This window comes from Ralstonia sp. NFACC01, from assembly GCF_900115545.1.
Classification (GTDB): domain Bacteria; phylum Pseudomonadota; class Gammaproteobacteria; order Burkholderiales; family Burkholderiaceae; genus Ralstonia; species Ralstonia mojiangensis.
Genome location: NZ_FOWV01000011.1, coordinates 55,052 through 81,543, shown reverse-complemented (window position 1 = coordinate 81,543; position 26,492 = coordinate 55,052). Strand labels below are relative to the sequence as shown.

General features: G+C 57.8%; 20 protein-coding genes and 1 pseudogene. 12 read left to right on the top strand and 9 right to left on the bottom strand.

Going from position 1 to position 26,492, the window contains the following annotated elements; all coding sequences use genetic code 11:
- Positions 1-5,496, top strand: a complete 5,496-nt coding sequence (locus BM136_RS22735; protein ID WP_092976080.1) for an RHS repeat-associated core domain-containing protein — start codon at positions 1-3, stop codon at positions 5,494-5,496.
- A 19-nt stretch (positions 5,497-5,515) separates the two neighbouring features.
- Positions 5,516-5,995 (top strand): hypothetical protein, encoded by a 480-nt coding sequence (locus BM136_RS25250; RefSeq protein ID WP_139219396.1) that lies wholly within the window; start codon positions 5,516-5,518, stop codon positions 5,993-5,995.
- A 274-nt stretch (positions 5,996-6,269) separates the two neighbouring features.
- Here BM136_RS25250 and BM136_RS25775 read toward each other — a convergent pair.
- Positions 6,270-6,425 (bottom strand): annotated as a pseudogene (locus BM136_RS25775) (ATP-binding protein); the annotation flags it as partial.
- Between the two features lie 942 nt (positions 6,426-7,367).
- On the opposite strand from BM136_RS25775, the gene BM136_RS22725 reads away from it, so the two are divergent.
- The 10 genes from BM136_RS22725 (at position 7,368) to BM136_RS25475 (ending at position 23,470) form a co-directional block, all read left to right on the top strand.
- Complete coding sequence (locus tag BM136_RS22725) at positions 7,368-12,827, top strand: RHS repeat-associated core domain-containing protein (protein ID WP_092976074.1); 5,460 nt, start codon at positions 7,368-7,370, stop codon at positions 12,825-12,827.
- 28 nt (positions 12,828-12,855) lie between these two features.
- Positions 12,856-13,458 carry a tetratricopeptide repeat protein gene (locus tag BM136_RS22720; protein ID WP_092976071.1) on the top strand — a complete coding sequence of 201 codons (603 nt, stop codon included), beginning with the start codon at positions 12,856-12,858 and terminating at the stop codon, positions 13,456-13,458.
- A gap of 363 nt (positions 13,459-13,821) precedes the next feature.
- Entirely contained in the window at positions 13,822-15,855 is a 2,034-nt protein-coding gene (locus BM136_RS22715; RefSeq protein ID WP_092976068.1) for an IPT/TIG domain-containing protein, read from the top strand.
- 237 nt (positions 15,856-16,092) lie between these two features.
- Complete coding sequence (locus tag BM136_RS22710) at positions 16,093-17,793, top strand: site-specific integrase (protein WP_092976065.1); 1,701 nt, start codon at positions 16,093-16,095, stop codon at positions 17,791-17,793.
- A gap of 215 nt (positions 17,794-18,008) precedes the next feature.
- Positions 18,009-18,380, top strand: coding sequence for a hypothetical protein (locus BM136_RS22705; protein WP_139219395.1), 372 nt, complete (start codon positions 18,009-18,011; stop codon positions 18,378-18,380).
- Positions 18,381-18,737: 357 nt separating this feature from the next.
- Entirely contained in the window at positions 18,738-19,889 is a 1,152-nt protein-coding gene (locus tag BM136_RS22700) for a hypothetical protein (protein WP_092976059.1), read from the top strand.
- The gene (locus BM136_RS22695) at positions 19,859-20,338 is read left to right on the top strand and encodes a three component ABC system middle component (protein ID WP_092976056.1); all 480 of its coding nucleotides are present in this window, start codon (positions 19,859-19,861) and stop codon (positions 20,336-20,338) included. The genes BM136_RS22700 and BM136_RS22695 overlap by 31 nt, the downstream gene beginning before the upstream one ends.
- Entirely contained in the window at positions 20,335-22,359 is a 2,025-nt protein-coding gene (locus BM136_RS22690; RefSeq protein WP_092976053.1) for a DUF3732 domain-containing protein, read from the top strand. The genes BM136_RS22695 and BM136_RS22690 overlap by 4 nt, the downstream gene beginning before the upstream one ends.
- A gap of 615 nt (positions 22,360-22,974) precedes the next feature.
- Positions 22,975-23,301 carry a hypothetical protein gene (locus BM136_RS22685; protein ID WP_175537203.1) on the top strand — a complete coding sequence of 109 codons (327 nt, stop codon included), beginning with the start codon at positions 22,975-22,977 and terminating at the stop codon, positions 23,299-23,301.
- A gap of 1 nt (position 23,302) precedes the next feature.
- Positions 23,303-23,470 (top strand): hypothetical protein, encoded by a 168-nt coding sequence (locus BM136_RS25475; RefSeq protein WP_175537202.1) that lies wholly within the window; start codon positions 23,303-23,305, stop codon positions 23,468-23,470.
- A gap of 134 nt (positions 23,471-23,604) precedes the next feature.
- Here BM136_RS25475 and BM136_RS25470 read toward each other — a convergent pair whose 3' ends face one another.
- From BM136_RS25470 to BM136_RS22660, 8 genes are read right to left on the bottom strand one after another with little or no spacing between them, the layout of a single operon-like run.
- Complete coding sequence (locus BM136_RS25470; protein WP_175537201.1) at positions 23,605-23,775, bottom strand: hypothetical protein; 171 nt, start codon at positions 23,773-23,775, stop codon at positions 23,605-23,607.
- Positions 23,772-23,930 carry a hypothetical protein gene (locus BM136_RS25465; RefSeq protein WP_175402342.1) on the bottom strand — a complete coding sequence of 53 codons (159 nt, stop codon included), beginning with the start codon at positions 23,928-23,930 and terminating at the stop codon, positions 23,772-23,774. The genes BM136_RS25470 and BM136_RS25465 overlap by 4 nt, the downstream gene beginning before the upstream one ends.
- Before the next feature lie 9 nt (positions 23,931-23,939).
- Entirely contained in the window at positions 23,940-24,116 is a 177-nt protein-coding gene (locus BM136_RS25460; protein WP_175402341.1) for a hypothetical protein, read from the bottom strand.
- A gap of 13 nt (positions 24,117-24,129) precedes the next feature.
- The gene (locus tag BM136_RS22680) at positions 24,130-24,405 is read right to left on the bottom strand and encodes a hypothetical protein (RefSeq protein ID WP_139219394.1); all 276 of its coding nucleotides are present in this window, start codon (positions 24,403-24,405) and stop codon (positions 24,130-24,132) included.
- A gap of 29 nt (positions 24,406-24,434) precedes the next feature.
- The gene (locus BM136_RS22675; protein ID WP_092976044.1) at positions 24,435-24,791 is read right to left on the bottom strand and encodes a hypothetical protein; all 357 of its coding nucleotides are present in this window, start codon (positions 24,789-24,791) and stop codon (positions 24,435-24,437) included.
- Between the two features lie 8 nt (positions 24,792-24,799).
- Positions 24,800-25,111 (bottom strand): hypothetical protein, encoded by a 312-nt coding sequence (locus tag BM136_RS22670; protein WP_092976041.1) that lies wholly within the window; start codon positions 25,109-25,111, stop codon positions 24,800-24,802.
- A 9-nt stretch (positions 25,112-25,120) separates the two neighbouring features.
- A complete protein-coding gene (locus BM136_RS22665; protein WP_092976038.1) occupies positions 25,121-25,732 on the bottom strand; it encodes a lysozyme in 612 nt (203 codons plus the stop codon).
- Positions 25,732-26,490: a hypothetical protein gene (locus tag BM136_RS22660; RefSeq protein WP_092976035.1), complete on the bottom strand. Its 759-nt coding sequence runs from the start codon at positions 26,488-26,490 to the stop codon at positions 25,732-25,734. Before BM136_RS22660 ends, BM136_RS22665 begins: the two co-directional genes overlap by 1 nt.
- Between the last annotated feature and the right edge of the window lie 2 nt (positions 26,491-26,492).

Genomic DNA, 26,492 nt, shown 5'->3' with positions numbered 1-26,492 from the left:
ATGTATATCGCAACATCCGCACCTGTGCGGTACAAGACGATGAGTGCATTTTTGTATCTCCTACCGCTAGTGTTCTGGGTACTTTTGTTGTGCTCGTGGACTAGTCACGCTAAGGCCGCGGCTCTTGGGGTCGCTCCTGGTCAAAGTGCAACGCTTCTGCCCGACGGGCGATGGCTGCTGGCGGGCGGGGACGGCGAGGCGGCCGGTAGATCTCAAGTACTCAACCCGGGGGCACAGCAGCCCGTTGCTCTTCCTCTTAGGTTGCTTACGCCACGTAGCCACCACAGCGCAACCGTGCTGCCAGACGGCCGCGTTCTGATCTTCGGTGGAGTGGGCAAGGATGGTGGTGTCGTAAGGAATGCGGAGCTTCTAGATCCGCAGGCACAGTCCTCCAGTGATCTCGGAGATATCGGCGTCATCCCGCGGACCGCCCACACGGCTACCGTCCTCATGGACGGCTCTGTTCTGATTGCAGGTGGTGTGTCCAGCAAAGGGGTGCCCGTCGTGCAAGGCGACCTATGGGACCCGGTTGCCAAGCAAGCGCTTGGGGTGCGTGCCCAAATGGCAGTGCCACGGGAGGGCCACACCGCGCAGTTGCTTCCGGATGAACCCGTGCTGATCTCGGGTGGACGGGATGCAGCGGGCAATGCCGTTGCTACACCCGAGTTCTATTTTCCACGGCAGCAGCGGTTTGATTTGGCTCCTTCCGCGCTCGCTAGCCTGTCGCAGAGCAACACGGATGCCCCGCAGGTACGAGATTCCCAACCGGCAGACAACGCCACCGGCGTACCAATTTCCTCGCGAATTGCGGTTAGCTTTTCGAAGCCACTGTCAGTGACGAGTCTCAACTCAAAGACCGTTACCCTGCTCGGGCCGACGGGTTCCGTCTCCGTTAATGTCGTACCGGTCGAGCAAGGTCGATTGCTGTTCGTTACACCTCAAGCTGATCTACAGCCTGGCGCTCGTTACACACTTTTTATCAATGCCGCGGTTGATGAAGCCGGCAACCCGCTACCGTTCACCGCGATTGGATTCACAGCGGGGAATTTGAGTGGAGGGACAGGCACGGGTGCATCATCTATCGGGTCGTCCAGCACGTCAGCGCAGTTCAACCAACAGACATCGGTCCAGGCGGGCAACTCGGCCGCGGTAGCTGCACAGACGCCTTCCGCCCTCCAGCCCGCGCTGGCCCAAGGGGCAGCCACACAATTGTTGGCTGCGTTATCGACGCAGCACTGGATTCCTGCTGCGGCGCATCTGCGCGGAGACTGGCGCGTCAAACTTCCTGCGTCACCATTGCAGAAATTGCCGCCACTAGCGGCTGCTCCCGGGGTGACCGCGCTTGCCGGGCAAGTACTTCTAATGAATGGCGAAGCGGCAGTAGGCGTCACGCTCAAGCTCGATGGGCAGACAACACACACGGACGCAACAGGGCGATTCCTGATTCCGGCTTCGAGTCCCGGCGCCAAAACTCTCATCATTGACGGGACTAGCGCGAACCGTCCTGGCAGAGCGTATGGTTATTTTGAGGTGTTGGTTCTGCTTGAAGGAGGCAAGACAACGCCGCTGCCGTACACCAGTTGGATGCCGCTGATTGACACGGCCCACACCGTCAAGTTCGACTCACCGACCCGAAGCGAGGTCGTGATAACGACGCCGTATATCCCGCAGCTTGAGGTACATATTCCTAAGGGGACTGTGCTTCGCGACCGCTCCGGGCGCGTGATCAACGAGCTTTCGATTACACCGATCCCCATTGACCGCTCACCGTATCCGCTGCCCACGCGGTACGTGCCCGTGTACTTTACCCTGCAGCCAGGTGGTGCTCGGATTCAAGGCGTGGATGCTGCCAGCGCGCAGGGTGCTCGCGTTATCTATCCGAACTATCATCACGATGCGCCTGGCAGTGTGTTGGACTTCTGGAACTATGACCCGGTGCAGAAGGGGTGGTACGTCTATGGGCAGGGCAAGATTGCGGCGGATGGTCAGCAGATCGTGCCGAATCCGGGTGTGTCCATCTATGAGCTGACTGGCGCGATGGTGTCGAGGCCCAGCAACGCACCGGACAAAGGGCCGCCGCCGGGAGGCTGCTCGGACGCGCCAGGTGGTTCGAAGAAGTCAACACCTGGGCCGGCCGCACCCGAGAATCCGTCACCGGACGCGGATCCTCTCTGTCCCAAGAAAACGGATCCTCCAGATCCTGAAAGTACCCCGAGCCGAGATGCATCTCCGAAAGATGGCAAAGGAGCGCCGTCGCCGGCAGGGTGCGGAGGAGACCCCGTTGATTGCTATACCGGATTGTTTTTACATACGCGGACTGACCTTACGGTACGTGGCACTGTGCCCTTGAGCATCACTCGAACGTATCGGCAAGGTGACAGCGTTTCGCGAGCGTTTGGTATCGGCACGAATCACCCCTATGACATCTTTACAGTTGGAGATACGTTCCCGTACACATACCAGGACCTGATATTGGCAGATGGCGGCCGGATTCACTTTGTGCGAACTTCGCCTGGAACTGGCTATACGGACGCCGTTTACGCTCATACTGCAACCCCTACAGCGTATTACGGCGCGGTAATCACCTGGGCCAACGGAAGATGGCAACTCAAGATGCGAGACGGCCGCACAATGTACTTTGCTGATTGTGCAGGATGCGTTAGCAGCCGTCTTGCAGCGTTGACGGAGTTCGATGACCGGCTTGGAAACAAGATCATGCTCACGCGTGATGCAGCCGGCAACCTTACGCAGGTCAGCAATCCTGACGGCCGTTACATTAGTCTGACCTACGACAGTTCCAATCGCGTTACGCAAGCTACCGACAACATTGGTCGCGCTGTTGCTTACCAGTACGATGCAAACGGCCGCCTAGCGCAGGCAACCGATGCGGATGGCGGAGTAGAGAGATACAGCTACGATGCGTCGAACAACATGTTGACCGTCACAAAGCCCAATGGGCAGCTAATGGTCACGAATCAGTACGACGCAAACACTCGCGTATCTCAGCAGACGCTCGCGGATGGGGGCGTTTATAAGTTCGCCTATACGCTCGACACAAACGGTAATGCAGTCCAGGCGGACGTGACGGATCCGCGCGGCAACGTCCGCCGGATGCGCTTCAACAGCAGTGGCTATGTGACATCTGCGACCAATGCTTTGGGCTTGCCAGAGGCCCAGACAACAACATTCGAGCGGCAAGCGGGTACAAATTTCTTGCTTTCGCAGACCGACTCGCTGGGACGCAAGACTGGCTTTACGTACGACACCGCGGGGAATCTAACCGCAATTTCTTATCTTGCAGGAACGTCACAGGCAGTAACGAAGACATATGCTTATGAGCCAGCGTTCAATCAGGTGGTTTCCTACACGGATGAACTCGGTCATACAACCAGCTTCACTTATGACTCGTCGGGTAATCGCATAGCGGTTACAGACCCACTCGGAAATGCAACAAAATTTAGCTATAACGGCGTGGGGCAAGTTATAGGTATCACCAACGCGATGCGGAATGCCTCGTCACTATCATATATTCAAGGGGATCTCGTTGCGGTAACAGATCAGCTGGGGCGCACCTTCAAGCGATATACAGACGGAGTGGGGCGCCTGTTGTCGATTACAGACCCGCTCGGAAACATGTCGAGTTGGGACTATAACGGGCGGAGTCTACCGGTGAAGCATACCGACGCGAAGGGAGGTGTTACGACATTTGCATACGATGTCGATGGGAATCTGACGAGCTTGACAGACGCGCGCGGTAACCAAACCAGTTTCGGGTACGACGAGAAAGATCGTCTCGTGACTCAGACTGATCCGTTGCTACACAACGATCGGTTTAGCTACGACAGTACAGACAATCTGACCCAAGTGACCGATCGGAACGGCAAGGTCACGACCTTCGCCTACGATGGCCTAAGTCGGCGTACCGCAACGGCATATGGGCAGACGCTTACCGGCGGACAACTGGGCGCGCCAGATGCTACCGTCACTTCCACTTTCGATATGGGCAACCGCGTTACTCAGATTGCCGATAGTGTGGGGGGCTCTATCTCTCGCACCTATGACAGCCTTGATCGTTTGATTGGCGAAACGTCGCAGCAGGGAAGTATCAGCTATAGCTATGACTCGTTGGGCCGCCGGACGAGTCAGACTGTCTCGGGTCAGACCGCCGTAGGGTATGTCTACGACAATGCAAATCGACTGATCGGCATTTCGCGAGGTAGCGCACAAGTTGGATTCACCTACGATGCGTCAAGCCGGCGTACAACTTTGACCCTCCCCAATGGCATTGTCGCTAACTACACATATGACGCCGCAAATCAGCTTACTGGGATGAGCTTTGCGAAAGGCGACTCACAACTAGGGAACCTGACCTACACCTACGATACCGTCGGGAGACGCATACAAATGGGGGGCTCCCTCGCCAATATGGCGTTACCCAATGCGACGACGGGGGCGACCTATGACGCCAACAACCGATTGGCGAGTTGGCAGGGTGTGAATCTCACATACGACAACAACGGTAATCTGCTTAGTGATGGCAGCTTGTCATATGCATGGGATTCACGCAATCGGTTAAGCAGCTTGAGCGGCGCGGCTACAGCAAGTTTTACCTATGATGCCATCGGGAGGCGTAGTGGCAAAACGGTCGGTTCGACAGAAATTGGCCTCTTCTACGATGGGCAGAATGTCGTACAGGAGCTGTCTGGGAGTTCGCCAAGCGCCAATCTTCTGACGGGTGGCATTGACGAAGTCTTTAGTCGCACGGATGCTTTAATGGGTACACGGCACTTCGTGACGGATGCTCTAGGTAGCACTATGGCGTTGACTGACGATGGCGGCTCAATCAAGACCACCTATGCGTATGAGCCCTTTGGAGCCGCAACCGCCAGCGGCGAGGTCAGCAACAATGCGATCCAGTACACGGGACGTGAAAATGATGGTACCGGGCTTTACTACTACCGGGCCCGCTATTACCACCCTAGGTTCATGCGCTTTATTTCATCCGACCCCATAGGATTTGCTGGCGGTATCAACACCTACGCTTATGTGGGAGGAAGTCCTATTGGCTCTATTGATCCGAGTGGTCTTTCCACAATCGGGTATGACGGTAACTCGCATAACATTGTAGTAACAAGCGGCTCGGGCACTCCGCTTGCAAGTTTCCCCGCAAACAATAACACCACAGCAACAAGCAATGGGCCTTGGCCGAATGGCGTATTTCCTTTCAGTCACTCCAATCCGCACCCTGAAAGTGGAGTCAACGGACCATATGGGTCACATGGCATTCTCGTTTTCAACGTTCCAGGACGAAGCGGGATGGGTCTTCACTCAGGGAGAGCAAATAGTGGCGCACAAGACCATCCAACACTCGGATGTATACGCACAACGGATGAGGCGATGCAATTCGTTCGTGAGCTTAATTTGACTGATCCGGTGACCTCTATAAGAGTTATAAACAATAACCCCAATGCTCCTCAGTTCGGCGGGCAGCAGTAACTTTGTGGGAGGGAAGGTTATGACTTGCGCTAAGTCAGTACGTGCCTGCTTATTTTTATTTTTCCTCGCCCTTTGTGGTTTGGGATCCATGCCGGTTGCCCGAGCTGCGGAATGCTCTCCAGAAATGAGTAGGCGGGCAGTAGCCTTGCTTCCCGATGCTAGCGATAGTTGGAGTTCCCTTTTAAGACATCAAACTACCTTTTTGCCTTGTGATGATGGAGAGCTTGGCGAAGGTTATTCTGCTGCAGTGGCCTATCTCTTTTCAAGTAAATGGGGGCAGTTGGAAGTATTTTTGGATATTGCAAAAGAAAATCCTGATTTTGGACGTTGGGCGATGCACCATATTGATGCCACCGCATCTGATGAAGAGCTAAATTCAATAATTTCAAATGCAAATTCTTGTGCGGGGGGGATAGTTAAAAGAAAAATTTGTAATTCTATAAAAAATTATGCAAAAGATGCATTGATTGAGTCTAGGCGGATGAGAGGGGCGAGATAAGAAAAGGCGTGCGAGGGAGCACCCGATTTGCATTGGCACCACCGTTGAGTGGCTTCGATAAGCCGACGTTGTTTTCTGCGTGCGATGTCCGTTCCAGTTATCCTGCGCACACTGTAGAGTAGGACAAACAGGTTTCTAGATACCTAACACCCCAGTTAGTCGAGAGAAACACGCCGTGTTGTGCCGGTGAGATTTCACCTGGCGTTGACGTATTGCCGGCGCCGCCATCGTCACCACAGATCGTGTGGTCTGGTAAACGGAACAGCCACGCCTTTCAACGCGGTGCGTCGAGGCAGCCCGTGGTCTGGCCTATCACCGCGGTGGCGGAAAGCGTGTCGCCATCGCTCCTGCCCGGCATCAACCCCGGAAACCGTTGTGCGAGCATCGATTTTCCGGTGCCGGACGGTCCAATCATCAACATGGGACGATGGCCGGAGGCCGCTCCTCAGCGCGGGAGCGAGCTTGCTGTCCGGCGCGCTCAGGTGGCCGCACACCTTGACGTGTTCTGGCAGCACTTTCGTACCGCTCACCGGCGCCGCTTCGGCGGCGTTCTCAGTGGGCAGCAAGAAAGCGCGCGGGGGCGATGCGTTGCCATCCGCGGCGGAGCCGCGCGACAGCACATATGCCATTACACCGCAAACCGGTCGCAGGATGCGGGGTGATGACACCTCGTCCACAAACTTCCGTGCCCTGAATGCACAATTGATTGCGCCGCTTACACTTAGGTACTGATAAAAGACAAGCATCTCCCCAAAAATAGATTTCTCTACCCTAAATACGGTATCTAGTGGATCTACGATCGGCGGCAGACCTATTCGGACCTAGCGTGAATCTCAAGACTGACTATCGGAATCCGATCTTTTAAAAAATGGATAGCCGGTGTGGGAGAAGCACGGTCAACTATCTGTTATGGGGCTGCGTCACACAGCGCACGTAGGACGCTCTTCGTTGCGTTTGATAACAAATAGTGCATCAGAAGTTTGCCGGCAATATGGATTTTGTCAGCATCAAGTTAGTTCGGACGAATTACCCCATCGACCAAAAGAGGAAAGCCCGATTCCTTGATGCAAATGTGCGCGTTTGCTATACCGGACAAACCGCTCGGACCGCCGGACAAGCAAGTTGTGAGACGGAGCCGATAAGACATAACGCTATGGGCGGCGATGCTCGCAGGTATTGAGCGGTCGCTGTGAGCGACCTAGGGGCCAGTTGATAAGTAGGCGGGGGAGCCGGATATGGTGTTCGTCCAAAGCGTGCCTCAGACAGGCACGCGTCACAGCGATTCCCACCTTCGCGCCACTTCGTTGTAGCCCTTTGAAGTCAAGGCTGTCTTGTATTGAGACCCTGCCTTCGTTTGCATTGGGAGAACGGCATGTACTCTCGAACCATGGCTGGCGACGCGGAGAGCAATGTGAGCTCGTCGACTTCCGTTCTCACAACGCGTCAGTCCATGCGTGCACGCATTCACCGTCTGTGGCTCTCAATAGGGGTGCTGGTGAGTTGTCTCTGGCTGCTACCGGCGATGGCCGCGGCTCCGGTGGTAGTACCAGGTCAGAGCGCAACACAATTGCCGGACGGCCGATGGCTGCTGCTGGGCGGAGAGGGGAAGACCGCAGCAACCGCCGCGCTATTCAATGCAGCAACCCAGCAGACCACACCGCTCACCTCAGGCCCCCTCACTCCGCGCAGCCACCACAGCGCTACCCTACTACCCGACGGAAGCGTGTTGGTTTTCGGAGGCTACGCGCAAGACGGCAGCGTCGTGCACAGCGCTGAGCTGCTCAATCCAACGACCCAGTCATTCACGTCACTGGGTGACATAGGACTGATAGCACGAGCTGGGCATACTGCTACCGTCATGATGGACGGCTCAGTATTGATTACGGGCGGCGTCTCAGACCAGAGCACCGTTGTTGCACAGGCTGACCTATGGGATTCGCTAGGACGGCAAGCGCTGGGCATTCACGCCCAGATGGTATTTCCGCGCACGAATCACTCTGCTCAGCTCTTGGCCAATGAGCCAGTTCTGCTCTCGGGCGGGCGCGATAGCGCGGGGAAGACCATCACCTCAGACGAACTTTATTGGCCGCAGCAGCAACGCTTCGCTCTGCCGGATAACATCACAACTACCCAACTCGCAGCGTCAGGCGTGTCGGCGCCGCAGGTCCAGGAATCGCTGCCGCTGGCAAACGCCACAGACGTACCGATCACCGCTAGGTTGGCGGTGCGCTTCTCCAAGCCGATGGCGGTGACTAGCCTGAACGCTCAGAGCGTAACGTTGCTCGGACCAACCGGCTCGGTTGCAGTCAACGTCGTCCCGGTAGAGTCAGGTCGGATGCTATTCGTCACGCCGCAGGCCGACCTTCGCCCGGGAGCTCGCTATACGCTGTTTATCAATGCCGCGGTAGACGAGTCAGGGGCGGCATTGCCATTCACGGCGATCGGTTTTACTGCTGGCAGTCTGTCTGGCGGTGCGACTCCGACACCATCGGCGATTGGGCGAGGTTCTAGTGTGGGTGCGGCACCTACCGTGGCGTCGACTTCTACAACTAATAGTTCGTCGCCCCAAACCGCCCAGATCACATCTCCTGCGCCGACCCCAGGCCAGGCCGCAACCGCCGCCTCGGCACACGCTGCACCTGCGCAGGGCGATGACACATGGATCCCAGGCCCCACGCATCTGCGTGGAGATTGGCGAATCAAACGGCCGCCCTCACCCTTACAGCAGATGCCGCCGCTTGCGGCGCCCGACGGAATGACGGCGCTGGCAGGCCAGGTCCTGCTGACGAACGGCGAGGCAGCGGTAGGGGTGACGCTCAAACTTGATAACCAAACTACACAGACAAACGTTACCGGGCGGTTCCTGCTGCAAGGATTGAGCGCGGGCGCGAAGACACTAATCATCGATGGCCGGAGCATCAACCGTCCCGGCAAAACGTACGGGTATTTCGAGGCGATGGTGAGCCTCGAGGCTGGCAAGACTAACGCGCTGCCGTACACCAGTTGGATGCCGCGCATCGACACGGTGCACAGCATCAAGTTCGATTCGCCCACCACCAGCGAGGTGGTCATCACCACGCCCTTCATTCCACAGCTTGAGGTTCACATCCCGAAGGGTACGGTGTTGCGCGATCGCAGCGGACGCGTGATCCACGAGCTATCGATCACGCCGATTCCGGTGGACCGTCCGCCGTTCCCACTGCCGACGCGTTATGTCCCGGTGTACTTTACGCTGCAGCCGGGCGGAGCACATCTGGAGGGTGTCGATGCAGCCAGCGCGCAGGGTGCGCGGGTGATCTACCCGAATTACCACCATGATGCGCCGGGCAGCGAACTGGACTTCTGGAACTATGACCCGGTGGAAAAGGGGTGGTATGTCTACGGGCAAGGCAAGATCGCTGCGAATGGCGAGCAGATCGAACCGAACCCTGGGGTTGCGATCTATGAGCTGACTGGGGCTATGGTTTCCTTGCCCAGCAACGCGCCGGCAGGAGGGCCACCGCCGGGCGGCTGCCATGGGGGCAGCGGTGGCTCGCCCAACAGCTCGCCAGCGCCCGCGGCGCCACCGAACCCTTCAGGCAATCCTGATCCCGACTGCGGCAAGAACGGCTCGCCTCCCGGCCCTGAAAGCACTCCCGCTCCGGGCGGTGAAGGCGATGGTGGGAAGGGAGCCCCGACGGCTGGCGGTTGCGGCGGAGATCCAGTGGATTGCTCCACAGGCCTGTTCCTGTTGACCAGAACCGACCTGACTGTAAGGGGTTCGGTCCCCATTAGCGTGACCCATACTTATCGCCAGGCGGACAGCATCTCCCGTGCGTTTGGGATCGGCACTTCGGATCCCTACGACATCTTTACCGTTGGCGATATGAACCCGTACACCTATCAGGATCTGATCTTGCCGGATGGGGGTCGCGTTCACTTCGTACGGACCTCGGCAGGAACCAGTTGGACCGATGCGGTCTACACACACACCGCGACTCCAAGCGAGTACTACGGTGCAGTCATCAGCTATGTCGGGGGCAAATGGAAGTTGAGAATGCGCGACGGCCGCGTTATGTACTTCTACGATTGTCCGGGCTGTTCCAGCAGTCGTGGTGCAGCACTGCGCGAGTTTTACGACCGGTTAGGCAACAAGTTGACTTTGACGCGAGATGCTAACGCCAACCTGACACAGATTGCTAATCCGGATGGCCGCTACATCAACCTGACCTATGACAGCTCGAATCGGGTCACGCAGGCCACGGACAGCATCGGACGGACCGTCGGTTATCAATATGACTCCGGCGGTCGTCTCGCACAGGTGACCGACGCGGACGGTGGCGTTGAGAAGTACGCTTACGACACGTCAAACAACATGCTCACGGTCACCAAACCGAACGGGCAATTGATGGTCACGAATCGGTACGACACCAACAATAGAGTCAGCCAGCAGACGCTCGCTGATGGAGGCGTGTACCAGTTTGCTTACACACTTGATACGAATGGCAACGTTACGCAAACCGATGTGACCGATCCGCGCGGCAAGGTGCGCAGGGCGGTATTCAACAGTAGCGGCTACGTTACCAGTGCAACCAATTCCTTCGGCTTGCCCGAAGCACAAACGGCCACGTTCGAGCGGCAGGCTGGCACCAATCTGCTGCTGTCGAAGACCGATGCGTTGGGGCGCAAGACGGCGTACACCTACGACTCGATAGGCAACATCACCAGTGTTACCTGGCTTGCGGGTACGTCACAAGCGGTAGCAGTCTCCTATACCTATGAGCCCACGTTCAACCAAGTGACATCGGTCACCGATGGGCTCGGTCATACCACCACGTACAGCTATGACAGTGCGGGTAACCGTATCTCGGTTGCCGACCCGTTAGGGCATACGGTGCAGTTCGCATACAACGTAGTTGGGCAGGCCACCTCTGTGACAGATGCACTGGGTAACGTGACCACGCTTGCATATAACGACGGAGATCTCTTTGCGGTGACGGACCCGCTGGGACGCACAGTCAACCGCTATACCGACGGGGCGGGGCGGCTTCTGTCGATCTCGGATCCCTTGGGCAATCTCACGCGCTATGACTACAGCGGGCGAAGCCTGCCGGTCAAGCTTACCGATGCGGTCGGCAACGCCATCACGTTTGCCTACGATGGCAACGGCAACCTGACGACACTGACAGACGCGCGCAGTGGACAGACCACCTTTACCTATGATGCGAAAGACCGGCTTGCCAGCAAGACCGACCCGTTGAGCCACACCGTAAGCTACGGCTACGACGGGGCCAACAACCTGACGCAGGTGACCGACCGCAACGGTAAGATCGCGACTTTCAGCTACGATGGGCTGAGTCGGCGCACTGCGGCAGCCTATGGGCAAACGCTGGTTGGAGGCACGCCAAGTTCGCCGGATGCGACGGTCAGCTATACGTATGATGCGGGTAACCGTATTACGCAGGTCGTCGACAGCGTTGGTGGAAGTGTCTCGCGCAGCTACGACAGTCTAGATCGACTGACCAGCGAGACGGCGCCAAAAGGCAGTGTCAGCTACGGCTATGATGCGGCCAGCCGTCGAACCAATATGACGGTGGCAGGACAGACCGCAGTTAGCTACGCCTATGACAATGCAAACCGCCTAACCGGCATTACACAGGGCGGTGCTCAAGTAGGGTTCACCTACGATGCAGGCAATCGACGCTCCAGCTTGACGTTACCGAACGGCGTGGTAGCGAGTTACACCTATGACGTGGCGGGCCAGCTCACCGCAATCAACTACGTCAATGGTGGCACAGGGTTGGGTGATCTGAGCTATGCATACGACGCTGGCGGGAGACGCATCCAGATGGGTGGCACCTTGGCCAGCATGACGCTGCCCGCCGCGGTGAGTGGCGCCGCCTATGATGCCAACAACCGGCTGACCAGCTGGGCCGGCGCCAACCTGACCTACGATGCGAATGGCAATTTGCTCACTGATGGCACCCTGACCTACGCGTGGGACTCGCGTAGTCGGCTCAGCGCATTGACGGGCGGCGCAACGGCGGGCTTTATCTACGATGCGGTCGGTCGACGCAATACGAAGACCATTGGCAGCACTACGACCGCCTTTATGTACGACGGGCTCAATGTTGTGCAGGAGCTGAACGCTTCAAACACGGTGACGGCCAACCTCCTAACGGGGCTGGATGTTGACCAGACCTTTAGCCGCACGGACACCGCACTAGGGGCTCGCAGCTTCGTAACCGATGCGTTGGGCAATACGGTGGCGCTTACCGATAGCACGGGAACGGTCAAGACCAGTTACGGGTACGAGCCCTATGGAGCCACCATGGTGAGCGGTGAGAGCAACACCAGTGCGGCGCAGTACACCGGACGGGAAAACGATGGGACCGGACTGTACTATTACCGAGCCCGGTATTACCACCCGGGGTTCGGGCGCTTCGTGTCGGCGGATCCGATAGGGTTCGGCGGCGGACCGAATGCATACGCATATGCCCAAGGGAACCCGCTAAGGTATGTAGATCCTCTGGGCCTGTTCATAATGAGCACGCTTGGCGGCGGAATGAATGTGACACTCGATGAAGCAGCCACGTATGGTGAGCCTGGCAACGCAGCGGCAGCAGCAGGATTGGCCACTGCAGGCGCCGGCGCAGCTGCTTGCGCATTTGGGGAAGGATACTTCGGGCTATTAACTCCACAGACCCGAACAATTATTGGCATCATTAGGGGGCTCGCGAAGGGGCTCCATCAGGACGCGGAGCCGCCCCCAACACCTCCACCGCCGCCGACATTAACCCGGCCTGCGTCATCTAATTCAAAGCCACCACCGCCCCCGCCAGGAATAAATTAACCTCCTCGCAGCGCATGGGAGTATAGAAATGAATCGCACTGAAGAGCAGGAGACGAGCGGTGAACCTAGTGTTGCTGAACTACTCACTAAAGCCTCAAAACTGTGTAAGAGGGCCGACTATTCGAAAGCATACGAAATCTATTACAAGTTAGCTCAGTCAGGTCATGCCGAGAGCCAAGTCTTCCTCGGTTGGATGTATTCGCAGGGTAAGGGAATTCGTGCGAGCCAAGAAGAAGCCGAACATTGGTACACGCGGGCAGCCAAGCTTCGCTCGGCAAGCGGTGCTTTCTATCTCGGGGGATTACTTGCACGACAGGGGAGATTCAATGATGCGATAACTTGGTATAAGAAATCTGCGAATGCAGGCTATTCCCCTTCGCAATTCCGCCTTGGTGTTGCGTATTTGGAGGGTAGGGGGGTTCCACAAGATTTGGAGATGGCCATCCATTATCTAGAGGCGGCGAAACACAATGGAAATGTTTTTGCTTGGCGGCAACTCGCCGTATTGGATATAAATGGACGTAGGGGAATGGTGAGGCGCATCATCGGCAGCATAGAATTTTTAACAATGTTCATATATGGAGTTGTCGCTGCTTTGTGGAATCATAATTCAGATGATTTAAAAGGGTGACCACATCAAAATTCCGGTGACTTTGCGGATTGAGATTGGCGCCGCCTCGGGCAGGTCGTCGCTTCTCTAGTTGTATTTGGAGATACGTTAGCTGCCGCCGCTATACCTGGCCCAATGTCCGAAGCCGCGGCGGGAGCCGTCGTGCTGTGAGCGGGTGCGGGCAATTAATTCTGCCTTCACTGACTTTGCATGGGGATGACAGCAGTTCTTCCCGAAACCCATGATCGGTAAGGTGCGGTCGAGCTGCCCTGAATTTGAAGCGGTCACACTAAAAATGTATTTCGGTTGAGTTTTGAAGTCGCCGTGTTGAGGTAACAGTTTCCTAGAGTTTGTCCTAGGTGCTGTTTGACCTGGGAGAACAGCATGTACGCTCGAATAATGGTTGGTGAACGCGTGTTTCTGCAGATGCTCGGCCGTACGTTCCTGTGTTCTTTGCTGGTCGCGAGCGGTCTACTAAGTACCGCATCTGCGAGGGCTGCTGTCTACAACTTTGGCTATGACAATCTGGGGCGTTTAACGGGAGTCAGTGACTCATCGGGAAACGTTGCGGGCTATTCGTACGATGCTGCGGGAAATATCACCTCAATCACACGCAACACCGCTGCAGTCAGCATTCTTCAGTTTTCACCACAAAGCGGTCCGGTGGGTTCAACTGTCACGATTTCCGGCTCGGGTTACTCCTCGACCGCCAGCCAGAACTCGGTCACGTTTAACGGCACGGCAGCCTCAATCACCTCAGCGTCTGCCACGCAGCTCGTAGTTCAAGTGCCCACAGGGGCCACCACCGGTGCTATTTCGGTGAGCTCACCCGGCGGAAGCGCCACGAGTTCTGCCGCGTTTTCCGTTGGACAGGGTATGGCGCCGACGATCACGGGATTTAGCCCTACGGTCGGTGTTGCTGGGAGTTCCGTGAGCGTTAGCGGAACGAACTTTCAGACGGTGCTTAATGAGAACAATCTGACGTTCAATACGCGTGTCGCACCAGTCAGTGCTGCGACAGCGTCGAGCCTTACTACAAGTGTGCCGACGCTCTCGACGTCCGGGAAGCTGGCCGTAACGACGCCAAATGGTCGAGCTACAAGCACGCAGGATTTCTTTGTCCCGCCCCCTCCGCATGTTGCTGCGGATGTCACCCAGGCTGGCCGCATGACCATCGGTGGTACTCAGACCGTTTCGATCGCCACTGCAGCAAAAATTGGCTTGATCCTGTTCGATGCTATCGGCGGCCAAAAGATCAGGTTAAAGATCACAAGCTCCAGCTTCAGTTCATGCAGCAATGGTGCTATCCAGTTGATTCAACCGGATGGAAGTGCCGGATCCAACATCAACTTATGCAATGGGACACTTCTCGACACCACATCTCTGCCCCTTACTGGCACCTACACATTGATGGTAGCCCCGAGCGGCTCCGACACTGGCAGTATTTCGTTTACCTTGAGCAGCGTCCCTGCAAATGTGACCGGCACAATATCGCCCGGTGGAGCATCTACTACTTTGACTACCACCACACCTGGGCAAGATGGCAGCCTTACGTTTAGTGGTACTGCGGGAACGCGTATTAGTCTCTTGACCAGTCAGGACACAATGGGCTGGTACAACATTGCGATTTTGAGCCCGAGCGGTACGAACTTGTATGCAAATCACTTTACAGGCAGCCTATTTGTCGATCCGATAACTCTGCCGGCTACTGGCATCTACACCATTTACCTTGGGCACGACGGGGACTCCACCGGGAGCTTGACCTTCACGCTGTACAGCGTGCCGCCTGACGCGACTGGAACGGTTACAGTCGATGGCTCGTCAGCTACCGTTTCCACAACTGCACCCGGCCAGGACGGGAAGGTTTCCTTTAGCGGTACAGCAGGACAGCATATCAACATCAATCAGAGCGCCTCCGCCTGCTATTTCCTAACGGTGCTGAATCCTGACGGGACTAGCTTGTACAGCCGATCGTACACATGTGGATCGTCAACCATCGGCCCACTAACTCTACCGGCTGCAGGAACGTACACCATCTTGGCGGGCCACTCGGGGACAACCACTGGCAGTTACACGTTCACTGTTACCACCGTACCAACGACTGTTACTGGAACGATCTCTATTGGTGGTTCGCCGGTGACGCTCACGACAACTGTGGCAGGTCAGGATGGCCAACTCACGTTCAGTGGGACAGCCGGGCAGAAAGTCAGCCTCGCGACAAGTCAAGTCACCATGGGCTGTTACTACCTGAACATGAAGAATCCGGATGGTTCGAATTTGTACTTTCAGCAATTCTGGTGTGGGGCTTCATCCACCGGAACCCTCACGTTACCCGCAACCGGTACGTACACCATTAACTTGACTCACAACGGGAATTCGACGGGAAGCCTCACATTCACGTTGAGCAGCGTCCCTTGACGTGAGGACTTGTTGACGAGGTTCCGCGCCGGCATTCGGATCTACCACCAAGCACTGTGATGGAATCTTGGATCTGGCGCACGCCATAGTCCACGGGGGGCAACCGTTCACCACAGACGCCTCTCGCGTGTGTCCCGCCGGTGAATGGGAGTGGATGTGGCATGTCGTCGCCATATCGATCCATTGCGATAACTATTCTTATCGCAATAGCCGCATGGAAGCACTAAACTCGATTCCATGAAAACGCGTCTGCTTCCCGTCGATCCTGCCGTCGGCACCCCGTCTGAGTTCCCCGATGCCGCCGAACTGGCGGCGCTGCGTGCCTGGCATGCCGGCTTGTCGACCCGCGATGCCGTTGAGCGCTACCTGGGCGAGCGCCTGACGCCAGGGCAGTCCTCACGCGGCGTGTTAGGCCGCATCCGGCGTCAGCTCGCCACATTTGCACGCCGGCGGCAGCGCGACGATCTGGCCGCGCTGTTTGAGATGCTGGCAACCGAGCGCGCCAAACAGGGCAGGGCCGCCGACCAAGCGGTCGAGCTGCTCCGCGCGCTGCCGGTGCCAGCCCCGCTTATCAGCGATGACGTGGAACTGTGGCTGGACGCGCGCACTGTCGCCGCGCTACGCGCTGCCGGCATCGACACCCTGGCCGACCTGACCGTACGCGTGCCGCGCCGACGCCGCTGGTGGGCCGTCATTCCCGGCTTGGGGCAGGCCAGCGCGCGGCGTATCGAGGCGTTCTTTGCCGAGCACCCGGAATTGACCGAGCGTGCCCGGGCGCTGATCGCAGAGCAGGTCCGCGGCGTGGTGGTGCCGTGGGAGCAATTGCGCCTGCCGAACGAGGTTGACGGCTCTCAGGGGCAATTCCGCGCGCCGCGCGAGTCTTGCGTGCTCACCGCCGACAATGACTACGAGGCCGTCCAGGCTTGGCTGTCGCTGCACGAATCGCCCGCGACCCAGCGGGCGTACCGTAAAGAAGCAGAGCGCCTGATCTTGTGGGCGATCGTCGAACGCGGTCGGCCGCTGTCGTCGCTCACCACCGAGGACGCGATTGCTTACCGGAGCTTCCTGCGCCGGCCGACGCCGCGGGAACGCTGGGTCGGCCCGGCGCGCCCACGCACCTCCGTCGAATGGCGGCCATTCACGGACGGGTTGTCGGCCCGCTCGATCGCCTACGCGTTGTCCGTGTTGGGGGCCATGTTCCGCTGGATGATTCAGCAGCGCTACGTGCTGGCCAACCCGTTCGCGGGCATCAAGGTCCGCGGCGGCGGCAGAACGGCCGCGTTGGATGCCTCGCATGCTTTTACCGAGGGCGAATGGGCGCTGGTGCGGACCATCGCCGATGGACTGGAGTGGTCGTATGGCTGGGAGGCGCCAGCCGCTCGGCGGCTGCGCTTTGTATTGGATTTCGGCTATGGGTGTGGCTTGCGTGCGAACGAGCTCGTTTCGGGGAAGCTCGGTGATATCGAAACAGATCGGCAGACTGATCAGTGGATCCACCTGGTGGGGAAGGGCGGTCGCGTCGGGAAGGTCGCGCTGCCGCCGCTGGCGCGAGCAGCGCTTGATCGCTATCTGGTGGAGCGAGGATTGCCAGTGACGCAGACGCGTTGGGATCCGCGAACCTCACTGATCGGCGCGCTAGGGCTAGACCCCAACGGCGGGATCACCGGGGCGCGCCTTTGGTATGTGGTCAAACGGTTCTTCCTGACGGCGGCCGACGTGATTGAAGGCGATCACCCTGTGCTGGCTGAGAAGCTCCGAAAGGCCAGTCCACATTGGATGCGGCATACGCACGCCACCCATGCTCTGGAGCGCGGCGCAGAGCTGACCACTGTGCGAGACAACCTGCGGCATGCGTCCATCTCGACGACGTCGATCTATCTGCACGGCGACGATGTGAAAAGATCTCGGCAAATTGGTGATGCGTTTGGCAAGCGCTGATGCAGGATCAGCCTCTACCTTGAGCGGCTTTACCGAGGCGCAATGGCAGTTCCTGAGCAGCATCGCCGGGACCTGCCACACGGCGATGCCCGCACAGCACGGATACAGTGTCTGTTGCGCTTCGACTACGCACCTGGACAGCGGATCTCGGAGCAGGCGCAGGTAACCATCGGCGATCTGCAGCGACAGGATCCGGCCGCGGACTAGCGAGGCACGTGGACGCTGTCGTTCGCGGGAAAGGGGAGCCGAGCCCCGGAGGTGCATGTGCCCGCACCGGTCATCAGGCGCTACGCGACTACTTGGCCGGGCGCGGCCTGGGCCGCGAGTTCGAGCGCACGCATCAGGAAACGCTGCTAGTCGGCCGCATCAAGACCAACGGCCAGGCGGTCAAGCTGCGGGGGCGCAGTTGGATGCAATCTGAAAATGGATCTTTGCCCAGGCGACCGAGATGCCGTCCGCGCGATTTGAAAGAACTGGTGGCGCACGTCAAGGATATGTCGGGACTGACAGCAGGAGACGACGAACTTCTTGCGCTTATATCGTCCGAGCCGGCAAAGGCGGACGGCGGGAATTTGATCGTGATCTAGCTTCTGACATTCCGGCAGATGCTTGGACTACGGTCTTTTGTACCACGCGAAGCGGCGCCTAACGAATGGCTCCGAGGGCAAGCCCAATTACTCCAAGGGTCGCTAATGCTCCCGCTGAACGGTGGAAGGCGCATAGGGTCCATTTTGGCGCTGCACGGGCGCAGTTATGCGCCTGTGGGTCGATTGGCATGCCTTCAGCAGCCCCTCCTTAAGTTGGGTTATGTGAAACTGCCATGCACCGGAATATATTTCATAATCACACGTTCGAGTGAAAGAGCATTTTGAGGATGTAATCATCCACGACTGCGCCTGCGAGGTGGCGTCTAGGCGCGGAAATAGGCTCACGGAGTGTTGGGCATGACGAAAAAGGGTTCGCGATCGGACGCGACCGCATCCACAAGAGCGACGGTCTATCAGCTCTGCGTAGCTGTGGCGCAGTGCTTCGCGCTAAAGCCCGACCAGAAGCTTCTCATAGAGCGATTGGGGGACATCACGCTCGAAGGGCACACGCAGTTTGAGGTAAAGCGGTATCACAGCAAACCTCTGACGGATGGCAGCGAGAACTTCTGGAATACGGTGTACAACTGGATGGATGCGCGGTTCCCCCAAGAACGATACGCCTCGCTCATCCTTTTCACGACTCAAGCTTTTGGCACCACGGCCCGATTGCGATACTGGAACGAAAAGGGGCGTGCAGCGCGACTGGACCTGCTATGCGAAATCCATGCGGCTCATGCCGATGAGTTCGAAGTCGCCCAGGGCACCGACCAGCAGGCCAAGCGTAGCAAGGTTCTGGAGTTACAGGACTGGATCCTCGATCCGATTCGCCGCGACCTACTGGAGCTTATTGTGCCGAAGATCTACATCGAAGCATCGGCGCCGGACCTCAGTGAACTATACAAATCGATCCAGATCGAGCAGCTCCGTGTCCCAGCCGAAAACAAAGGTCCGATGATGGACGCCTTGCTTGGCTTCGTCTGTCGTGCCGACCAACCCAAGGGGGCAACTTGGGAAATCGATTTCCGCGATTTTGATACGAAGCTGAAGGAGTTGTACGAAATTCACGGAAAGGCGACTCGATATTTTCCGGAGAAGCCTCACCCTAGCCGCATATCCGAGGTGCCGATGGGCACCTCCCAGGACCCGTTCGTCCGCAAGATCCTGGACATTGACTATGAGGAGGTCATTCCCGATGCGATCCATCACTATCAGAATGCGATGACGCTGATCGAAACGCACATCAAGGGCTATCTGATTGAGCCATCTCGGTGGAAGGGCTATCACAGCGATGTCCTCGATGTCTTTAACGCGACCTACCGGAAGGCCGCGCGGAACTGCGCCGATGAAATACGTGCGTCACAGGATTTCTATGATGACGTCCACGGCGCTGGGGCACCGAAGTTTCCAGGTTACGACGACTCGCCGACCTGGTTCCGCAATGGACTGCTGCACGTTGAGATGAATAACAGCCAATTGCAATGGAAGCTCAAAAAAAGAAGATCGACGTAGTCGAAAATCTCTTCATACTGCACAACAACCCCTTCCTGTTTTCCGAGCTTTTCACCGAATTCTATGGGGCGATGGGGCCACAAAAGAATGGTGTTTTGCTGGCTTACCTTGTCTTGCCCCTGGTCTTGCCGGAACAGTCGAGGAACGTGTTGCACAAAGATCGTGGCAGGACGCGTCTCCCGACGTTTGCGGCGAAGACCGAACGTCTGTATGGATTGCAGGGCCGGATCGATACCTATCGTGCCATCACCAACGTTACCCTCCAGCATCTCCTGAACTGTGGTCGCCTCTCGATAACGACAGACTTGTCGCTCGAGGTCTGTGGTGAAGTTGTCGACGAACCGTTGGCCCCGCGCGAAGCTCTTTCCGCCTCAAGAAAACTCGGAACGATCTTTGCGCCCTATGACGTACCGACGATCTTTCGCATGCTTGGTGTTATGTCTCTATGAAAGCCCACATCCTTCACATCGGCGTCGTTGATAAAAACGACGCCGTACACGCAGTGACCTTCTCGACTGGCGTCAACGTCATCACTGGGCGTTCGTCTACTGGCAAGAGCGCACTGATCGAGATTTTTGACTATTGTTTTGGAAGCTCCGCGTTTACGGTACCGGTCGGCGTGATTACTGACCATGCGATTCTGTACTTCACCGTGCTGATGCTCAATGATACGGCCATCGTTCTGGCTCGTCGTCCGGACACAGGGACGGCATTTTTCAAGGAGGAGCTTGAGACTGAGCGAGTCAAAGAGGCCCGCACATTGAATAGCGCTTACTTCGACGAGAAGTTCTTCTATTCAACAGATCTCTTCAAGAAGAACTTGATACGAAGTTTTGGCGTCGTGGTGACCGACGTTGATGAAGATCTGTCGGCTCGCGAGGCACGTTTTAATAAGGCCCGATTGGCAACCCCGTCAGCAAGAAGCTTTACGTCTTTCATGCTGCAACACCAGAATCTGGTCGCCAACAAGCACGCGGTCTTCTATCGCTTCGACGAGCGCGAAAAGCGCGAGCAGGCGATCGACCACTTGAAGGTGTTTCTGGGTTTCGCCAAGCAGGAGTACTTCCTGTTAAAGCAAAAGCTCAACGAACTGGAGCAAGAAGAGCGATCGTTGAAGCGCATGGCGCCAAAGCGCGAAGCGCAGATTGACGAGGCCAAACGGAAAGTCGCCCTCGCAAGGTCCGAGTACGAAGCATTGTCTGGATTATCGCCTCCAGTGGATTTGGCTACGATGTACGCGAACCCAGCGGCTGCGAGAGACAGGATCGAGGCTATGTCCGTCGCACTGTCGGCAGATACAGCGGGGCACGTGCGACGACGGCGTGAACTGGAAATGGAGTACAGCAAAACCGTTGCATTGCTACGGGAGCACGCAACAAATCTGCATGGAATCGAGTCGTCCATTGCCTTCGCGATTCAGTATGACAAGCGCAAACAGGATATTCCTCTTCCGGTAAAAGCGGATTTGCACACAAGTGCTTGCCCATTCTGCGCGACGCCCACGGAAGCCGTCGAGCACAGTGCGAACGCCTTAAGCTCGGCGATTGAGTGGCTAAACACCGAGTTGCTCCGATCCAACTCGCGGCTGGCGTCATTTGAGGAGGCACGTGCTAAGGTGAAGAAAGATATGCTTCCCGTCCAGAATCTGGCTGCGGAGCAGGAAGGCGAGCTCAAGAGGTTGAACGCGGAACTTGCCAAGATGGGCAAGCTGAAGAGCCAGTATGAGATGGCAGTTGCGGCGAAAGGGCGTCTAGAAGAGGCACTACTCGCACTTGCCAGGGCGGTGAGCCGAAAGGACGAGAGTGACTTGGCTCAACTCCGCATAAGCATCGCCAAGCTTCAGGCAGACCTGAAGCGCAGATTCGACGTTCAAACAAAGCTTGCTCAGGCCGAAGAACGCATCGCGAAGATTCTAGATGATCTCGGCACGCGATTCGACTTCGAGGACTCTTATAAGCCTATTCGCTTGCGGTTCTCGGTGGAGACGTTTGATCTGTGGCACGAACCCGCAAAGGATAAGAAGGTCTTCCTGCGATCAATGGGCAGCGGGGCCAACTGGCTATCCTGCCATCTTGCGCTGTTCCTCGCGCTACATCGCTATTTTTGCGAGCTCGGAGACAAGTGTGCGATACCGCCGATCCTTTTTCTAGATCAGCCGAGTCAAGTGTACTTTCCCGCCTTGCTGGACAACGGCGCCGAATTCAATGCGATCCAGGATCCCACCCGTACCTCGGCGCATAAAGTGGACGAGGATCTGCGCGCAGTGACAAACATGTTCGACCAGCTTGTTTGGTACTGTGAAGACACGTTCAAAGAGACTGGAATCCGTCCACAAATCATCGTCACTGATCATGCTGATAAGCTGGCACTCGCGAACCAGGTCGAATTCGAATCACTGGTTCGAAAGCGTTGGCGCAAGCCCGGAGAAGGTTTTATTTCGGCGGGACCGCACGACGCCGCAATGGGGTAACGGCGCACACATGACGTGCTGATCGGGACGTAGCCTTCCGCGCTACGCGTATCTCCAACATTTGTGCGGCTAGACCAAGACCACAAAGGCAGTTTCCGGGGCAGAAAAGAGCTGTATACGTCACTTTTGTCGTGACCGCAACGCTTGCCCCAGCTTCCTTGCCGAGGGTGCCACGGAAGACAGGCCGGTAATGGCTACAGTGGCGTGGGACCAATGCATGCAAGCCCACTTAACGGAATCGTGGGATCTAATGCAATCAGCAAAATTCGCCAACGCAACGCTGGTACCAAATGGCCGAAATGGGCAAATTTGCCATTAAGAGGTAGCGTTCCGTAGGAAAGTGGCGAATTTCGGCCCATGTTTGCGTTGGAGCGGTGTCTGCACTCCTGAAACGACGCAACACCTGCAAACATACCCTGCCATCGCATAATTTGTGTTATGTAAAATCGCCACCCCGGGCCAAATCTTGTTCTCAATCAAAGTCTTACCTTGTTTTACCCCTTGTTGGTGGTTCTGCGCTGCATAGCTCTGACACCATCATGCTGCGCGGTTCCAATGGACCGCATCCCGTGCAAGCCCGGCCCTCGCGCCGGGCCTTTTTTCGAGAAAAACAAGATGAAGTCTCACGATCACAAATGGGGCCACTTGGGGGAGTTGGAGCTTTACGCGCACGCGCCCGAAGTCATGCTTGCCCGCACCCTGCGCGTCACCGTCAAAACTCTGCGCGCCTGGCGCTCTGGCTCCAGTCCCGTGCCCTGGTGGGTTCCCGAACTCCTACGCCTGCGGGCTTGGCAGCGTGACGCCGACATGCGCGCCATGGGCTATCGCCGCCTCGGCATCGCCGGCACCGCCACCGTCTACACGCTTCCCGCGCGCCCTCGATACGTCCCCGCGTCGCCTACGCTTTCCCTCATCGACCAACCCGAACAGATGCGAGCCTGACATGCGAAAGTTCATCTCCATTTGCAACCGTATCCCCACCTGGGCTTATGTCGCCTTCATCGCTGCATTCCTTGCCGGTTCCATCTTCATGGATCATGCGACGAATGTGAAAGACGCCTGCGCCTATGCAAAACAATACGGACTCCATCAGGATCACTGTTCCCCGTGAACTCGCATGGCCATGAAAAAACCCCCGGCTTTTGACCGGGGGTTTTTCTTTGCATCAGCGCTTCTTCTTGAAGCGGCCTTTGCTGTCGCGTGCCGGCGTGCGGCGCTTGCGCTTGTGTGCCATGGTGGCCTCCTTCAGTAGAGAACGTTCCCCGACTGGTCTTTGATCGTCAGGGTTCCTTGTTGCTGTACCCATGCCTTCACCGAAGGCATGCGAGAGAGCACCCACGCGGCAATGAGCACGCCGCCAAGAACGATGATGCCCTCGCGCACGATTTCGTGCGGGCTTGGAATCCACTTGTTCACGGGTGGCCCTCCAGGTGGCGGTCCAACCGTTCGTGTGCGGACTTGCCCAGGTCGATTGCCTTGCGCAGGTCCGCCCGGATGCCGCCATAGATGCCGCTCGCCGTGGCGATAGCACCGACCAGCAGCTTGAGCATGTCTAGCGTCATCCAGTCCATGCCCGCCCCTTACTGCTGGGGCGTGGTGTTGCCCTTTTCGGGCAGGAACACGGCCAGGGCGGCCAGCACGCAGCCGACAACCTGCGATGCCACGCTCACCTTGTCCGGGCTGGCTCCCAGTTGCACAGCGAGACCACCAATGCCGGCCCAGGTGGACGGCTCACGCAGACGATTCCAGAAATACATACGACCCCCTTGGTCAGTTGAACACGTACGACAGAAAATCACTTGCTGGACACGCGAAACTTGCGTCCCACGTCCGCCCTTCAGCCTTGGCCCGCTCGCACTCAGTCATGTTCGTGCGCGGCACGCCCAGGCCATCACCAATGCCGAGCACCACGCCGCTTGTTGCTGCCACGGCGCCCTGCCCGATGGTTTCACCGACACCGCCCGCCGCATCCACAGCCGCAGTCCCCAGGTCTTTTTTTTTGAAGACGACATAGGCCGCGACCAGCAGGCCGCCCGCGATCAGCATGGCTTGCCCCGATACCTGCATTACGCCCCCTACAGGATGCGCATCACGCCCGGAATGGGCGATGCTTGATTGACCGGCACCGCTTGATACGGTGCATTCGGGTCCGTTGCCAGCTTTGCGCCGCCCGTGTTGGTCGGGTCGATGTAGTTCCCGACCGGCGCGCCGTTCATGAACATGCCGCCGCCCGGCGCATCGTTTTGGCCTTGCGGAAACAGGTCGCCAGCGCTCAGGCGCTGCCACATGTCGCCGTACCAGTCGGACGGCTCCTTTGGCGCGTAGGTGTACCAGCCGTTTGCAGCCGGCATCGTCTCCGACGCCTCGGGCGCGCGACGCCGGGCCACGGCCCACAGCGCCAGCCCGCCGAGCATGAGATACATGGTTTTCATGCTGCGCCTCAGATGAACAGCGGTGCGTTGAACAGGCCCGGTGCCGGCGAGATGCCCGACGCTGTGTCGTTGGCCGGCCCGAAGACGCTGCGCACGTACTGCGGTGCGTTGAACAGCGTTCCGCCGAACATGCCCGAAGGCGTGTAGGCGTCACCGCTGTACGGGTTGCCCGTCGGCGGCAGCAGCGTGCCCAGCACGGCCGGCGCGTTCGCCATCACACCGTTGGGCGCGTTTGCTGCCTGCGCGTTCTGCGTCTTGTAGACCACGAGGCCCAGCACCGCCGCCGCGATGCCAATCAAAATCATGTCGTTTTTGCCCATGCTTGCCGCCTATGCGTAAAACTGCGCCACTTCCGAAGCGCGCCGCGAAACCAGCGCACCATTGACCACGCCGCTTGCCTTGTTCCAGCGCGGCAACTGCTCGCCGGCCGCGCTGTAGTCGCCTGCGTTCAGCAGGCTCACCAGCGTGGACTTGGCGAATGCTGGTGCGCCCACGTTGAAGGCGAACGAAACCAGCGCATCGAATTGGTTCTGCGTCAGGGGCGCCGTGACGTTGTTGGCCACCGCCTGTTCTGCCCATGCCACATCGCTTGCCAGCAACTGCGCGGCCTGATCGCGCGTCACGTTGGTCAGGTTTTCTCCTGCCTTGATGAGGTGGCCGTAACCGATCGAATAGCCCTTGTGGTCCCAATACGGCGTTGCACTGAACCCCTCGCGCTGCGCCAGGGCCTGAAGGCCCGCATCACTCAGATGCATGTCACTCCCTCCGAAACTCACGATGCCGCCAAAGAGCGACGAAAAATCTGGCATGCCCGTATCGTTCTCAGGGTCCGGGTTGTCCACACCAGAATCCCCGCCGCCGTTCGATGCCTGTGCCGACTGCCACCACACGTACGCCGCGACACCCAGCGTGGCGGCCGCGATGATGGCGGCCGGTCGCATTACTGGTTTTCCTCGTAAAACTCGAATGTCGTTGGCACGTCCAGGCCGTTTGCCGCCCCGCTGTTGATCGCAAGCGCCTTCCCTGGCGGCAAGATGATCGGCTCGGACAGCGGCATGGTCATGGTGGTGTTGACCCCAAAGAACATGGCGAAGACGACATTTCCCGTTGGCGCAGCAACTTGCGAAATGCCTTGCTTGAGCGAAGTTGAAACCGTCCCGCCTGCCAGCTTTGACTCTGCCCCCGTACCGCCACCCAGCGACGTGCTGGAGATGCGCGCGACGATGGCTTGCGCTGTCGCCCCGTTGGTCAGGTTGATACGCTCGATGATCGCGTTCTTCCCGCTGCCCGGTGGGTTCCACAATTGGTTGATCGTGTATTGCCCCGCGACTGCAGCAGTCGTCAGATACCCAAGGAAGGCGCCACCGCCCAACGTCCGCGACTTGCCTCCATCCACGACCTGCACCGTGCCCGTGGTGTTGGTGTCTTTGAAGTCCCCTTGACCTACCAACACTTGCCCGATGATGGTCTGCGCGTTGGCGTAGTTCTCGACTCGCCACATGTCGATTGGCTTTGCCGAAACCGGCAACCGAATCGACTGGCCCGGCTTGAGAAGCACGGTCGTGCCACCCATGCCGAGTGTTACCTTGATGGTGTTATCGGCGCCGCCTGCGCTGCCGCTCAAGTAGTAGATGAACGTCCCTTGCGCCTCAACGATCTGTTGTTTGTTGGCTGGGATGTTGATGTCGTAGTACTGCATGC